This window comes from Metallibacterium sp., assembly GCF_054637675.1.
This window is the reverse complement of the sequence record NZ_JBTSRB010000035.1, coordinates 20,806-33,743: the sequence shown is the minus strand read 5'-3', so window position 1 is coordinate 33,743 and position 12,938 is coordinate 20,806. Positions and strand designations below refer to the sequence as shown.

Below are 12,938 nucleotides of genomic sequence, written 5' to 3'. Positions count from 1 at the left end.
CAAGGAAAATCACGGATGATTTTTGGGTACAGGCCTACGCTGCTCGGCAGAACTCGGCGCAGCCCGAGCAGAAAACTTTGCGCGCTTGGCGTCCTTCGCGGACCACAAGCTCTCGTCCGTGAACCATCAAAACAGCGTCGCCAGCCCGCCGTACACGCCCAGCATCGAGGTCAGCACGACCACCGTGATCACCACCACGGCATAGGCGCCGCGCAAGCGGTGCGCGGGCGGCAGCGCGCGCATCGCCAGCGCCACCAGCAAGCCCAGCACCAGCGGCAGCATCAACGCGTTCATCACCTCCACGCCCACCGCCAGCGCCACCAGATTGGGCACCAGCGCCACCACCAGCGCGCCGCCGATCACGCCCAGGCTGAAGATCGAATAAAACCACGGCGCTTCCAGCGGATGGTATTCCAGCGAGTGCTTGTAACCGGTGACCTCGCCGAAACCCCACGCCGCCGCCAGCGCCACCACGATCGCCGCGACCATGGCCGCGCCGAGCATGCCGAGGCCGAACAGCGTGTGGCCAAGGGCGTGGCCCAGCACCGGCGTCAGCGCGCCGGCGATCTGGCCGACGCTGTCCAGCGGCGCGTTGCTGTGCGCGGGTGCCAGCGTCGCCGCCGCGGCCATCAGCACGGCGGCCATGATCACCTGCGTCAGCAGTGCGCCGAGAGCGGTATCCCAGCGCGCGTAGGCGTAATCGCCGGGCGTGAGTTTTTTGTCGGCCACCGCCGACTGCTGATAAAACACCATCCACGGCATGATCACCGCGCCGATGTTGGCCGCGACCAGATACCAGTAATCGCCGCTGTGCAGCGGCATGGCGAACACCTGACGCGCCACCTGCGCACCATCCAGCGGCGCGCGCAGCGCCACCCACACGAAGGCCAGCTCGAACAAGCCCAGCAGGATCGCCACGCGCTCCACGCGCCGGTAGCTGCCGGTCCACACTACCAGCAGCAGAAACCCCGCGGCCAGCGCCAGACTGATCAGACGCGGCACGCCGAACAGTTCGCCCACGCCGGCCACTCCGGAGAACTCGGTGATGATCGCGCCGGCCGACGCCACCGCCAGGCCGCTGGCCGACAGCCACGCCCAGCCCGGTCCGAAGTGCTCGCGGATCAGTTCGCCGTGGCCCTTGCCGGTGAAAATGCCGAGGCGCACGGTGAGTTCCTGCGCCACGTACAGCACCGGCACCAGCAGCAGTTGCCAGATCAGCAGCCGGTAGCCCCACTGCGCGCCGCTTTGCGCGGCGGTGATCACGCTGCCGACATCGGTGTCGGCCAGCATCACCACCAGGCCCGGCCCCAGCACCGCGAAAAACGCGACCCAGCGCGACGACAGCGGCAGGCGCGGACGAGCGGCGGGCGAGGACATGGCGGGTTCCACGGGACTGAGCGCAAATGATAACGGATCGCAACGCCGGCTGCCCAAAACCTGCGGCAAAAAGCGCAGCGCGGTCATGATCATTGTGGGTCAGGCGCAGCACGCCCCGTGCATCCTCGGCGACGACCGCGCGCGTGGTTGCGGTGCTGATGCCGTGCCGCATCCCGGTGTAGCGGAAGACCGACGGCAAGGCCTGCGTGGCCGCCATGAACGCCGGGCTGATCGGGCGCATGCTCGGCGGTACCGTGGCCGCGGTGATGGGCGGCGAAGTCGCGCGCGATCAGGATCGCTGCGTCGATTTTCCGCGTTGAGCGCCGCGCGCGGCGTGCGTATTACTTGGCGTGCAGGGCCGCATGCGCCAGCGGACGCAGCGCGCGCAGGCGCGCCGGCGAGGGCGCATCGGCGCCGCAACCAGCCGCGCCCAGCGTGGCCGGGCGCTCGCTCCAGTGCAGCAACTCGAAGCGGCCGTGTGCGTCCTCGGTCAGCGCGGTGCAATGCTCCACCCAGTCGCCGTCGTTGAGATACAGCACGCCCTCGATGCGGCGCACGTGGCCGTAGTGGATGTGCCCGCAAATCGCGCCGTCGAAGCCCGCCGCCTGCGTGGTGCGCGCCACGCGCGTCTCGAACGCGCGGATATAGGCCAGCGCCTGTGGCGCGCAGGACTTCAGCACCAGCGACAGCGGCAGGTAGGGCAGTTTCAGCCAGTGCCGCAGGCGGTTGAAACGACGATTGACGCCGCACAGGAAGTTTTGTATGAAATCGCCGAAGCGCTGCCAGGCACGGCCGATCTGTTCGGGATCGTGTTCGTCGCCATGGCTGACGTGGTAGCGGCGCCCGTCGGCGGCCACGTGCACGGCATCCAGCGCGATGGCGATGCCGGCGATGGTTTGCCCGGCCAGCGCGCGCAGCGGCGCATCGTGATTGCCGGGGATGTAGGTGATGCGCGTGCCGCGCGCCGCCAGCGCCAGGATCGCGTGCAGCACCGCGCCGTGGCTGGGATGCCACCACGGGCGCCGCGCCAATGCTTGCAGATCGATGATGTCGCCGACCAGATACAGGTGTGCGCAGTCGAGCCGCTGCAGGAAGTCGAGCAGGTAGGCCGCCTTGCAGTCGGGCAGGCCCAGATGTACATCGGAGATGAAAACGCTGCGGCGTTGCAGACGGTGCATGGCGCGCTCCCGGGTGGTGGTCCCGGGCCCCCAGCCTGCGCGCGCAACATCGCAGCCGTGTGGCGCTGGCGTGGCAGCGCGGTTGCAGCGCGTGGGTTCGCTCAGCCTCGCTGCAATTGATGCAGGGTCGCCGGCAGCAGTGCGCTGTCCACCCAGCGCGCGTATTGCACGGCGCCGGGATGCAGACCATCGGCGCACAGTTGTCCCGGCGCGCGGCCGGCGCGGCGACTGCACGCGGTGACATCGACCCAACCCGCGCCGACGCGCAGCACGCGCGTCTGCGCCAGCGCGTTGAACCGATCGATGGCCGCGGCGATGGTTTGCGACGAGCGCGCGTCCTGCCTGGCGAAGGGCGTCACGCCCCAGTCCGGAATCGACACGCCGAGCACGCGCGTGGCGCGCTCGCCGGCGAGGCGCAGCGCGTGCGCCAGCAGGGTATCGAAGTCGCGCTGAAACTCGCCCGGCGCGCGTTCGCGGTATTGGTCGTTGACGCCGATTTGCAGCGTCACCAGGTCGTAGGGTGGCGCCAGCGCGGCCGGTGCGAGCGTCGCCAGCAGCAGCTCCGCGGTCCAGCCGGTGCGGGCCAGCACGGTCGGCGCGGCACAGGCGTAACCGCACTTCGAGAGCGCACGCGCCAGTTGCGCCGGCCATGCCTGCGTGGGCGCCACGCCCTCGCCGATGGTGTACGAATCGCCCAGCGCCAGCAGGCGCAATTCAGCCATGCGCGTAGCGCGGCGTCGCGGCCTCGACGTGGCGCGCCAGCGCGCGCTCGAGGCGCGCCAGTACCTCGGCCATGGTCGCCGGTTCGGGCAGCAGGGTCAGGCGCAGATGGCGGCTGGCGGCGAGATTGAAGCCACTGCCCGGCACCAGCAGCACGTGCTCGTGTTCGAGCAGATCGAGCGCGAAATGCTGGTCGTCGAAGGCCGGCAGCACATCGCGCCGCAGCGCGGGGAAGGCGTAGATCGCGCCCCGCGGCGCGACCACATCGAGAAACTCGCTGCGCGCCACGCCGGCCAGCAGCGCCGCGCGCGTGGCGTGCAGACGGCCGCCGGGCGTGGTCAGGGTTGCGATCTCGCCGCGCAGGCGCAGCGCGACCGGGATCGCCCACTGCCCCATCTGGTTGGCGCACAGGCGCAGCGCGGCCAGCAGTTGCAGCGCATCGCGCAGCGGGCGCAACGCCGCGCGCGCACCCGTCAATTGCAGCCAGCCGATGCGATAGCCGCAGGCGCGCCAGAGTTTGGACAGCCCGCCAAAGCTCAGGCATGGCACGTCGCCGGCTAGCGCCGCCAGCGGCGTGAATTCGGCGCCGTCGTAGGTGATGCCGTCGTAGATTTCATCGCTCAGCAGCAGCAGACCATGACGCTCGGCCAGCGCCACCAGTTGCAGCAGCAGCGCACGCGGATACACCGCGCCGGTGGGATTGTTGGGGTTGATCAGCACCAGCGCGCGCGTGCGCGGGGTGATCAGCGCCTCGATCTCGGCGGCATCGGGCAGGTGGCCGCGTGTGGCCGGACAGTCGTAGTAACGCGGCACGCCGCCGTTGAGGCGCGTGGCGGCGCTCCACAGCGGATAGTCGGGGCTGGGCAGCAGCACTTCGTCATCGGGCTCCAGCAGCGCGCGCAGGCTCATGTCGATCAGTTCGCTGACGCCGTTGCCGATGAACACGTGCTCGACATCCAGCCCGTGGATGCCGCGCGCGACGGCGTCCGCGACCAGCGCCTCGCGCGCGGGCTCGAGGCCCAGCTCATGGCCGTAGGCATCGATCTCGTGCAGATGCGCGGCGATGGCCTCGCGCAGCGCCGCCGGCGGATGCAGATCGAAGCGCGCCGGATTGCCGATGTTGAGCCGCAGCAGCTCCACGCCATCCTGTTCGAGCGCGCGTGCGCGCAGGCTCAGCGGGCCGCGGATGTCGTAGCGCACCTGATCGAGGCGCGTGGCGGGGGCGAGGCGGAAATCGGACATGGCACGGCGTGGCTGGCTGCAAAGCGCGCCATGCTATCAGGCTATCGGGAAAGTGCTTTCCTGCACTTTTTTGACATTGCAGCGATGCATGCGCCGCACCCGGCATAATCCGCGCATGCATGGATCCGATCCGTTTGCCGCGCTGGTGGCCGTGGGCTGGCCACCCGCGCAGCCATGGCCCGTGCTCGACGCCGAGCAGCGCGTGGCGCGCGTGGCCGCGCAGCATCGCGCCGGCTACGTGCTGCACGATGGCATGGAGAGCTTCAAGGCGCAGCCCGCACCGGCATTCCTGCGCCGCGGCCTGGCGCCGGAGCAGCGTCCGGTGGTCGGCGATTTCGTCATCGTCATCGTCGTCGCCGGCAAGCCGCCGCAAATCATCGAGATCCTACCGCGGCGCAGCCTGCTCAGTCGCGCCGCCGCCGGCGAGCGCTACGCGCGTCAGCCGATCGCCGCCAACGTCGATAGCGTGTGCGTGCTGATGGGCCTGGATGGCGATTTCAACCCCGCGCGCGTGCAGCGCTATCTGGCGCTGATCGAAGGCTCCGGCGCGCAGGCCGTGATCCTGCTGAGCAAGGCCGATGTGCATCCCGATCATGTCGCGCAGGCCGCTGCGCTGGCCGCGGCGCTGCCTGTCGGCGTGGCGGTGCTGGCGATCAACGCCAAGGACGCCGCGCTGCACGCGCAACTGGCGCCGTGGCTGTTGCCCGGCGCCACGCTGGCGCTGGTGGGCTCGTCCGGCGCGGGCAAATCCACGCTCACCAACACCCTGCTCGGCCACACCGCGCAGGCTACCGCCGCGGTGCGCGCGCACGACAGCCGCGGCCGCCACACCACGACGTTTCGCGCGCTGCTGCCGCTGCCCGGCGGCGCCTGCCTGATCGACACCCCCGGCATGCGCGAGCTCAAGCTCACCGGCAGCGAGGATCTGGTCCAGTACGCCGACATCGAGGCGCTGGCGCGGCAGTGCCGCTTCAGCGATTGCGCGCACGGCAACGAGCCCGGCTGCGCCGTGCGCGCCGCGCTGGACAGCGGCGAACTCAGCGCCGCGCGCTGGCACAGCTATCTGAAACTCAGCGCCGAACGCGAGCAGCAGGAAGCCGCGCTGGAAGCGCAGTTGCGCCGCCACGCCAACCCGCGCCCGGCGCGCGTGCTGGGGCGGCGTCAGCGCGAGCCACGCTGATGCGGAACATCTAGCCAAAGCCGCGTCGAGGCGACGCCCAACAACCCAATGCAGCGGACGCTCACCCGCTCCGCGAGGTTGCGCCGCTGATTGCGGGAGTTGGCTGAAGCAAGAGCTTCTTGACGGTGTGACGATCTGTATATACAGTTTGTCATGGAGTTCACTTGGTCAAAGGCCAAACGCGTCGCGAACTTGAAAGCTCACGGGCTCGACTTCGTCGATGCTCCGCTGGTGTTCGATGGCCTCGCGTTCACGTTCGAGGACGATCGGTTCGCGTACGGCGAGCAGCGGTTCGTCACCCTTGGCCTGCTTGCTGGAACTCCGGTGTCCATCGTTCATACGGAGACCGAGCATGAAATCCGCGTTATCTCCTTCCGCAAAGCCACGCAACGTGAAGCCCAAATCTACTTCGACCAAATCCAAGACTGACTGGGCCAAACTCAAGGCCGGCCCTGCCGGTGCAGTCACTCGCGAGCACCCCGAAGCCGACGTCCGGCACATTATCCGCGGCATGGTACGTCGAGGGTTACAGCCACAGCCATCAAAGACCGCCGTGTCGTTGCGCGTCGACGAGGACGTGATTGAGTGGTTCAAGGCACAGGGGCCTGGCTATCAAACGCGTATCAATTCAGTGTTGCGCGCTTTTCGTGATGCTTCGGTCTAACACCGATCAACCGGACGCTCACCGCGCTGCGCGGGGCTCGCGCCGGGTATCTCGAGCGGCTCGCTTGAGTGGTACGACAAATCAGAAGGAGCAGCACATGCTCAGAGGATCATGCGCATGTGGGCGCGTTCGGTACGAGATTCGGGGAAACCTGCTTGGCCCCGTGACGTACTGTCATTGTTGGCGTTGTCGCAAACACTCGGGTTCCAGCTTCGGTACCACCGCAGGCGTGGCTGCGAGCGACTTTGTTGTCGTGGCTGGCGAAGAACTCCTATCCGACTGGGAGTCGAGCCACGGTGTACGTCGCTACTTTGCGAGTTGCTGCGGATCGCCAATCTTCAAACGAGATGAAGCTGATCCAACGTTCCTGGGGTTTCGGCTTGGAACGCTGGACTCGGATCCGCACGTGTCGGTGGAGGTTCATTTCATGGTTGGCTCGAAGGCACCATGGGTCGACATCCGCGATTCGCTCCCGCAGGATGCACAGGGCGTTCCTTTTGGCGAGCGGGACTAACCACCAGTTGCAGCGGAACCGCTCCAGCAGGCTTCGCCCACTTTCGCGAGCGGGTGAACTTGGACGTTGGGTTTACGAAAGGTACCCATGTTGCCTTTCGCCCCGGACATTGACGTGACTCAACCCGACACCGCTAGGCGCTCGCTGGCGTACAGCCAGCGCGCCAGCAGCCAGGCGAGCGGGGCGGCGGCTGGTGCCGATCAGGCACGCGGCCAGCTCGCGGGCGCCGAGGGCTAGGCGGCATGGCGGCGCTCCTGCGCGCGGGATGTGGCGATGGTTTGCATGTTGTGGCCCGCGCTGGTGGATGCATGGGCAAACGCGAATCCGTGACGATACGGCGCGGCTGATCGATGACGGCGGGCTTCAGCGCCCAGCCACGGCGATGGCGCCGGGCTCGATGCCCGACGCGGTCGGCAGCGTGCGCAGATCGCCGTTGCCCGCGTCGTTCAATCCGTAGCCATAGGGGAACAGGGCGTGCGGTCCGTCGAGGCCGGGCTGGTCCACGGCGTTGATCGGCCAGGCCGCCGGCAGCTTGCCGCTGAAGTCGAAAGCGATGCCGCCATCCGGTTTGCGGAACAGCACGTCGGCCACGCCTTCACCCTCGGAACCGGGTAGCCAGGCCACGACGAAGGCGTTCGACGCGTTGATCTCGAGGTTGACCCACAGCGGCCGGCCGGTGAGGAATATCGAGACCACGGGAATGCCCGCCTGCCGCAAGCGCCGCAACAGCTGCAGCGTGGCGCCGTCGCGCGGCTCGAACTCGAGGTTGGGGCGGTCGCCGAGATATTCGGCATAGGGCTTCTCGCCGTAGACCACGATCGCCACATCGGGCTTGCGCGTGTAGTGGCCATCGACGGACAGCTCGGCCGTGCCGCCCGCGGCAGCGACCGCCTGCCGGATGCCCGCCCAGATGCTGGTGGCGCCGGGGAAGTCGGCATTGTTGGTGCCGGTGCCCTGCCAGGTCAGCGTCCAGCCGCCGTTTTGCAGCGGCAGGCTGTCGGCGCCGGGGCCGGCCACCAGCACGCGCTGGCCGGGCTTCAACGGCAGCAGATGGTGCGCGTTCTTCAGCAGCACCAGCGACTCGCGCACCGCCTGTCGGGCCAGTGCGCGGTGCGCGGCCGCGCCGATCAGATCGAACTTGCCGCCCAGCGGCTGTTGCGAGGGCAGCCCTTGCGTAAACAGGCCCATGCGCAGCTTGACGGCGAGGATGCGGGCCACGGCGTGATCGAGGCGCTGCATCGGGATACTGCCTTTTTCGACCTCGCGCAGCGTGTTGGTGTAGAAGGCGCGCCAGTTATTCGGCTCCATCGCCATGTCGATGCCGGCGTCGATGGCTTTCGGGCACGCGGCGCCGACGCAGCCGGGCAGCTGGCGCACCGCGTCCCAGTCGCTGATCAGAAAGCCGCCGAAATCCATGCGGCGCTTCAGCACGTCGGTCAGCAGCGCGCGGTTGGCGCTCATCTTGACGCCGTTCCAGCTCGAGTACGAGACCATGATGGCCTGCACGCCGGCCGCGATGGCGGGCGGATAGCCGGCGTTGGCGACGCGGATCAGATTGCGCTCGGACACCTCGGCGTCACCCTCGTCGATGCCGTCGGTGGTCGAGCCGTCACCCAGGAAATGCTTGGCGGTGGCCGCGACATGCCGGGCATCGAGAAAATCCGGCGTGCCGGGCGTGCCCTGGAAGCCCAGCACCGCCGCGCGCGCCATGCGCGCGACCAGCGCCGGATTCTGCGAGAAGCCCTCGTAGACGCGTCCCCAGCGGTCGTTCTGCGGCACCATCACGCCCGGCGCGAAGGCCCAGTTGAAGCCGACCGTGCGCATTTCCTCGGCGGTCGCCGCCTCGATTTTCTCGACCAGCGCCGGATCGCGCGTGGCGCCCAGCGCGATGTTCTGCGGATACAGCGTGGCGCCGACGATCTTCTGCGCGCCGTGCACGCAGTCGGCGCCGAACAATAGCGGAATGCCGGAGCCCTGCAGCGCCGCCGCCTGGTACCGGTCGGCCAGTCGCAGCCATTGCTGCGCGGTGGCGATGGGGTTCTTGTCCGGCCCGGAGTCGGCGCCGGTGAGGATGGAGCCGAGGTGATACTTCGCGACCTGCTCCGGCGTGGCGTAGTCGATGTCGGCCTGGATGATCTGGCCAACCTTCTCGGGCACCGTCATGCGGGCGATGATGGCCGCGATGCGCTGCTGCAGGCGCGGACTCTCCGGCAGCGGCCACTGCACCCGCGGCCACAGCGCAGGGTGCACGGTGGTGGAGAGCGCGCCCGTGGCGGACCACGCCGGCGCACTCGCGGCGCAGGCCAGTGCGAGCAGCGCCGCGCAGGTCAACATCCGCCGCGTCGGCGCGGGTGCATGGCGTTCATTCAAGGACATGATTTTTCTCCGGTGGGTGTTGTCGGGTTGCCGCTGCGCGAACCGGCGGGTTGCGCCGCTCAGCCGGAACGCGAGGAATCGCCGGGCGGCGCCGTGGACCCGCGCGTGCACAGCTCGTAAGGAAGGACGACCATCCGGCCGCTGCCGGGCTTTTCGATGGCCTCGATCAGTTGTTGCGCGGCGATCTGGCCCATCAGGCGGCAGGGCTGCCGCACTGTCGTCAGCGGCGGCCAGACTTGCCGCGAGATGGGCATGTCGTCGAAACCGCATACCGACAGCCGCCCGGGAACCTCGATTCCCGACTGCGCCGCCGCCCACAGCACGCCGGCCGCCATGTCGTCGTTGGCCGCGAAAATCGCGGTGGGCGCACGCGGCCACGTGATGATCGCCGCGTCGTCGGTGATCGGCGGCGGCGTCAGCAGGCCGTCGAGCCGGTGATGCGACACCGGCTCGATGATCTCGCGCAGGTATCCGGATGCATCCGCGCGCAGCGGATGCACGATGGCGCCGTAGCGCCGCGCCTGGCAGGCATCGAGAACGCCGGCCTGCACTTCCATGACATAGCCCGGAGACAGGTTGTCGTACAGCAGGCCGATCTGGAACGAACGGTTGGCGGCCAGACTGCGCGCCGATGGATGCGGCACGTAGCGCAGCGATTTCACCGTCGCCCAGACCTTTTCGCGGACTTCGGTGCGCACGCTGCGCTCATTGTTGATCACGCGCGAGGCCGTCTTCGGCGAGACGCCCGCGGCGCGCGCGACGTCTTCCAGGCGCGGCGCCTTGGACGGCAGCCGCTGCTGCAGCTCGGCACTGGCTTCCTGGCTTTCCGTGGACATCGTGCTCAAAGGCGGGAGGTGTCGCTTTCGACCGTGGCCGAGCTGCCGGGCGCTGCGGACAGCGTGTCGATCAGCGGGCAGCGCATCAGTCCGCGGCTGCGCTGGCACTGCGCCAGTAACTGCGCCAGCACGCGCTCGATGCGGCGCAGTTGCGCCAGGCGTGCGCGCACGTCCTCCAGCTTGTGCGCCGCCAGCGCGGATGCCTCGGCGCAATGACGCCCATCGTCCAGCGTCAGCAGCTCGGCCACTTCCTCGAGGGTGAAGCCCAGCGTCTGGCACTGACGAATGAATTGCAGACGGCGCAGCGCGGCCTCGTCGTAGCATCGCGCGCCACCCAGCGGACGCACGGGCTGGTCCAGCAGGCCGCGACGCTGGTAGTAGCGCACGGTTTCCACATTGACGCCGGCTGCCTGCGCCAGTACGCCGATGGTCATGGGCATCGTCATGGACATGGGCTTGACTCCGTACCGCGGTACGGTCGGAAGCTTAGCCGCAGGGCCGATCCGAAGCGAGGTGACTCATGGTTGCGGAATCGCACGACAATGATGCTTCGGCTGGGCGCGTGGGCGCGCTTGCCGTGGGTGGTCTTGCCGCCCTGCTGGCCTCCACTTGCTGTCTAGGCCCGCTGCTGCTGGTCAGCCTGGGCGTCAGCGGTGCCTGGATCGGCAACTTGACCGTGCTGGAGCCCTACCGGCCGTGGTTCATCGGTGCAGCGCTGCTGGCGCTGGCGTTCGCCTGGCGGCGCATCTTCCGGCGCCCGCAGGCCTGCGCGCCGGGCGAGGTCTGCGCATTGCCGCGGGTGCGCAGCGCCTACAAGCTGATTTTCTGGGTGGTGGTCGTGCTGGTGCTGGTCGCCCTGCTGTTTCCCTATGTTTTGCCCCTGTTTTACTGAGTCGGAGTGAGTCCATGAACAAGATCATCGTTGCCGTCCTGCTGAGCCTGAGCGCGCCTGCGTTTGCCGCTACCCAGCGCGTCACCCTGTCCGTTCCCGGCATGACCTGCGGCGCCTGCCCGATCACGGTGCGCACCGCGCTCAAGCACGTGCCCGGTGTCGAGCATGTCGCGATTACCGAGGCCAAGAAGGAGATGGTCGTCACCTTTGACAACGCCAAGACCAATCCGCAGGTTTTGATGCACGCCACGCATGATGCCGGCTATGCCTCGCACGTGGTCAAGCGCGGAGCCTGAGGTGGAGGATATCGAACTGGCCATCGGCGGCATGACCTGCAATGCCTGCGCCGCCCACGTGCGCAAGGCGCTGGAGGCGGTGCCCGGTGTGCAGTCGGCGCAGGTCTCCTATGCGCAGGGCATGGCCGAGGTGCGAGCCGACGCCGGCGTGGCGTTCGCGGTGATGGCGGCGGCCGTGGCCGAGGCCGGCTACTCGGCCAGGCTGGCCACGCCGGTGTCCACGCCCGGTAGCAGCCAGACCACGGTCGCGCGTGGCGCGGGCCCGCGTATCGCCGTCATCGGCAGCGGCGGCGCGGCGATGGCCGCGGCGATCAAGGCCGCGGGCGTGGGCGCGCAGGTCACGCTGATCGAGCGCGGCACCATCGGCGGCACCTGCGTGAACGTCGGCTGCGTGCCGTCGAAGATCATGATCCGCGCCGCGCACGTCGCGCAGATGCGCCGACAAAGCCCGTTCGACGCTGGCATCTCAGCCGCTGCGCCGGTGATTCGGCGCGACAGGTTGCTGGCGCAGCAGCAGGGGCGAGTTGATGAGTTGCGCCACGTCAAGTACGAAAACATTCTGGAGGGGCAACCCAACATCACCAGCGTGCGCGGCAGCGCGCGTTTCACCGATGCCCATACGCTGGCCGTGACACTGCAAGATGGCACGGTACAGGCCGTGGGCTTCGACCAGTGCCTGATCGCCACCGGCGCCCATCCCGCGATTCCGCCCATCGAGGGACTGAAGGACACGCCGTACTGGACCTCCACTGAAGCGCTGGCGAGCGACGCCATTCCCCTTCGCCTGGCGGTGATCGGTTCGTCGGTCGTGGCGGTGGAACTGGCGCAGGCCTTCGCCCGTCTTGGCAGCCAAGTGACGATCCTGGCGCGCAGCACGCTGTTGTTCCGCGAAGATCCGGCCATCGGCATCGCCCTCAGCGCCGCGTTCGCGGACGAGGGCATCACCGTGCTGGCCTACACCCAGGCGAGCAAGATCAGCCATGCCGACGGCGTGTTCACCCTGCGCACCGGTCAAGGTGTCATCCAGGCCGAGCGCCTGCTGGTGGCCACCGGACGCGCGCCCAACACCCGCGATCTGAACCTGCAGGTCACCGGCGTGAAGACGGATGCGCGCGGTGCCATCGTGGTCGACGACCATTTGCGCACCGACGTTCCGCACATTTACGCCGCCGGCGACTGCACCGACCAGCCGCAGTTCGTTTACGTTGCCGCCGCCGGCGGCACGCGCGCCGCGATCAACATGCTCGGTGGCGACGCCGCGCTGGACCTCTCGGCCATGCCCGCCGTGGTGTTCACCGAGCCGCAGGTGGCCACGGTGGGCCTGAGCGAGGCCGAGGCGCACCTGCGCAACATCGAGACCGACAGCCGCACCCTCTCGCTGGATAATGTGCCGCGTGCGCTGGCCAACTTCGACACGCGCGGCTTCATCAAGCTGGTCGCAGAAGTCGGCTCCAATCGGCTGATCGGCGTGCAGGCGCTGGCGGCCGAAGCCGGCGAGCTGATCCAGGCCGCGGCCTTGGCCATCCGCAACCGCATGACGGTGCAGGAGCTGGCCGACCAGCTCTTCCCCTATCTCACGATGGTCGAAGGGCTCAAACTCGCCGCGCAGACCTTCACCAAGGACGTCTCACAACTGTCCTGCTGCGCGGGATGAGTTGGCGGT

Annotated in this window: 14 protein-coding genes; 7 read left to right on the top strand and 7 right to left on the bottom strand. The window is 68.5% G+C overall.

The window, feature by feature from the left end:
• Positions 1–126: 126 nt before the first annotated feature.
• The 4 genes from ACYDAT_RS11095 to ACYDAT_RS11080 all read right to left on the bottom strand — a co-directional run bounded on the left by ACYDAT_RS11095 (position 127) and on the right by ACYDAT_RS11080 (position 4,517).
• A complete protein-coding gene (locus ACYDAT_RS11095; RefSeq protein ID WP_461450119.1) occupies positions 127–1,377 on the bottom strand; it encodes an NRAMP family divalent metal transporter in 1,251 nt (416 codons plus the stop codon).
• 341 nt (positions 1,378–1,718) lie between these two features.
• The gene (locus ACYDAT_RS11090; RefSeq protein WP_461441521.1) at positions 1,719–2,555 is read right to left on the bottom strand and encodes a UDP-2,3-diacylglucosamine diphosphatase; all 837 of its coding nucleotides are present in this window, start codon (positions 2,553–2,555) and stop codon (positions 1,719–1,721) included.
• Positions 2,556–2,656: 101 nt separating this feature from the next.
• Positions 2,657–3,277, bottom strand: a complete 621-nt coding sequence (locus tag ACYDAT_RS11085; RefSeq protein ID WP_461450117.1) for an SGNH/GDSL hydrolase family protein — start codon at positions 3,275–3,277, stop codon at positions 2,657–2,659.
• Positions 3,270–4,517, bottom strand: coding sequence for an aminotransferase class I/II-fold pyridoxal phosphate-dependent enzyme (locus tag ACYDAT_RS11080; protein WP_461450115.1), 1,248 nt, complete (start codon positions 4,515–4,517; stop codon positions 3,270–3,272). The genes ACYDAT_RS11085 and ACYDAT_RS11080 overlap by 8 nt, the downstream gene beginning before the upstream one ends.
• A gap of 115 nt (positions 4,518–4,632) precedes the next feature.
• Here ACYDAT_RS11080 and rsgA point away from each other — a divergent pair, with 115 nt between their 5' ends.
• From rsgA to ACYDAT_RS11060, 4 genes are all read left to right on the top strand, one after another.
• Complete coding sequence (rsgA, locus tag ACYDAT_RS11075; RefSeq protein ID WP_461450113.1) at positions 4,633–5,697, top strand: ribosome small subunit-dependent GTPase A; 1,065 nt, start codon at positions 4,633–4,635, stop codon at positions 5,695–5,697.
• Positions 5,698–5,850: 153 nt separating this feature from the next.
• On the top strand, positions 5,851–6,126 hold the full coding sequence (locus ACYDAT_RS11070) for a BrnT family toxin (RefSeq protein ID WP_297919631.1): 276 nt from the start codon (positions 5,851–5,853) through the stop codon (positions 6,124–6,126).
• The gene (locus ACYDAT_RS11065) at positions 6,050–6,361 is read left to right on the top strand and encodes a BrnA antitoxin family protein (protein WP_461438823.1); all 312 of its coding nucleotides are present in this window, start codon (positions 6,050–6,052) and stop codon (positions 6,359–6,361) included. The genes ACYDAT_RS11070 and ACYDAT_RS11065 overlap by 77 nt, the downstream gene beginning before the upstream one ends.
• Complete coding sequence (locus ACYDAT_RS11060; protein WP_461450111.1) at positions 6,348–6,875, top strand: GFA family protein; 528 nt, start codon at positions 6,348–6,350, stop codon at positions 6,873–6,875. The genes ACYDAT_RS11065 and ACYDAT_RS11060 overlap by 14 nt, the downstream gene beginning before the upstream one ends.
• Before the next feature lie 363 nt (positions 6,876–7,238).
• Here ACYDAT_RS11060 and ACYDAT_RS11055 read toward each other — a convergent pair whose 3' ends face one another.
• The 3 genes from ACYDAT_RS11055 to merR are packed head-to-tail and all read right to left on the bottom strand — an operon-like array spanning position 7,239 to position 10,533.
• A complete protein-coding gene (locus ACYDAT_RS11055) occupies positions 7,239–9,251 on the bottom strand; it encodes a glycoside hydrolase family 3 protein (protein WP_461450109.1) in 2,013 nt (670 codons plus the stop codon).
• 59 nt (positions 9,252–9,310) lie between these two features.
• The gene (locus ACYDAT_RS11050) at positions 9,311–10,087 is read right to left on the bottom strand and encodes a LacI family DNA-binding transcriptional regulator (RefSeq protein WP_461438827.1); all 777 of its coding nucleotides are present in this window, start codon (positions 10,085–10,087) and stop codon (positions 9,311–9,313) included.
• 5 nt (positions 10,088–10,092) lie between these two features.
• The gene (merR, locus tag ACYDAT_RS11045; protein WP_461450121.1) at positions 10,093–10,533 is read right to left on the bottom strand and encodes an Hg(II)-responsive transcriptional regulator; all 441 of its coding nucleotides are present in this window, start codon (positions 10,531–10,533) and stop codon (positions 10,093–10,095) included.
• Between the two features lie 74 nt (positions 10,534–10,607).
• Between merR and merT the strand changes: the two genes are divergently transcribed.
• From merT to merA, 3 genes are read left to right on the top strand one after another with little or no spacing between them, the layout of a single operon-like run.
• Positions 10,608–10,979 (top strand): mercuric ion transporter MerT, encoded by a 372-nt coding sequence (gene merT / locus ACYDAT_RS11040; protein ID WP_461438828.1) that lies wholly within the window; start codon positions 10,608–10,610, stop codon positions 10,977–10,979.
• 14 nt (positions 10,980–10,993) lie between these two features.
• Positions 10,994–11,275: a mercury resistance system periplasmic binding protein MerP gene (gene merP / locus ACYDAT_RS11035; protein ID WP_461450107.1), complete on the top strand. Its 282-nt coding sequence runs from the start codon at positions 10,994–10,996 to the stop codon at positions 11,273–11,275.
• A gap of 1 nt (position 11,276) precedes the next feature.
• On the top strand, positions 11,277–12,929 hold the full coding sequence (gene merA / locus ACYDAT_RS11030; protein ID WP_461450105.1) for a mercury(II) reductase: 1,653 nt from the start codon (positions 11,277–11,279) through the stop codon (positions 12,927–12,929).
• Positions 12,930–12,938 lie beyond the last annotated feature (9 nt).

What these genes read in the sequence shown, in the direction of transcription:
- ACYDAT_RS11095 (WP_461450119.1), bottom strand. Translation starts at nt 1,377, where the DNA reads ATGTCCTCGCCCGCCGCTCGTCCGCGCCTGCCGCTGTCGTCGCGCTGG.
- ACYDAT_RS11090 (WP_461441521.1), bottom strand. Translation starts at nt 2,555, where the DNA reads ATGCACCGTCTGCAACGCCGCAGCGTTTTCATCTCCGATGTACATCTG.
- ACYDAT_RS11085 (WP_461450117.1), bottom strand. Translation starts at nt 3,277, where the DNA reads ATGGCTGAATTGCGCCTGCTGGCGCTGGGCGATTCGTACACCATCGGC.
- ACYDAT_RS11080 (WP_461450115.1), bottom strand. Translation starts at nt 4,517, where the DNA reads ATGTCCGATTTCCGCCTCGCCCCCGCCACGCGCCTCGATCAGGTGCGC.
- rsgA (WP_461450113.1), top strand. Translation starts at nt 4,633, where the DNA reads ATGCATGGATCCGATCCGTTTGCCGCGCTGGTGGCCGTGGGCTGGCCA.
- ACYDAT_RS11070 (WP_297919631.1), top strand. Translation starts at nt 5,851, where the DNA reads ATGGAGTTCACTTGGTCAAAGGCCAAACGCGTCGCGAACTTGAAAGCT.
- ACYDAT_RS11065 (WP_461438823.1), top strand. Translation starts at nt 6,050, where the DNA reads ATGAAATCCGCGTTATCTCCTTCCGCAAAGCCACGCAACGTGAAGCCC.
- ACYDAT_RS11060 (WP_461450111.1), top strand. Translation starts at nt 6,348, where the DNA reads ATGCTTCGGTCTAACACCGATCAACCGGACGCTCACCGCGCTGCGCGG.
- ACYDAT_RS11055 (WP_461450109.1), bottom strand. Translation starts at nt 9,251, where the DNA reads ATGTCCTTGAATGAACGCCATGCACCCGCGCCGACGCGGCGGATGTTG.
- ACYDAT_RS11050 (WP_461438827.1), bottom strand. Translation starts at nt 10,087, where the DNA reads ATGTCCACGGAAAGCCAGGAAGCCAGTGCCGAGCTGCAGCAGCGGCTG.
- merR (WP_461450121.1), bottom strand. Translation starts at nt 10,533, where the DNA reads ATGACGATGCCCATGACCATCGGCGTACTGGCGCAGGCAGCCGGCGTC.
- merT (WP_461438828.1), top strand. Translation starts at nt 10,608, where the DNA reads ATGGTTGCGGAATCGCACGACAATGATGCTTCGGCTGGGCGCGTGGGC.
- merP (WP_461450107.1), top strand. Translation starts at nt 10,994, where the DNA reads ATGAACAAGATCATCGTTGCCGTCCTGCTGAGCCTGAGCGCGCCTGCG.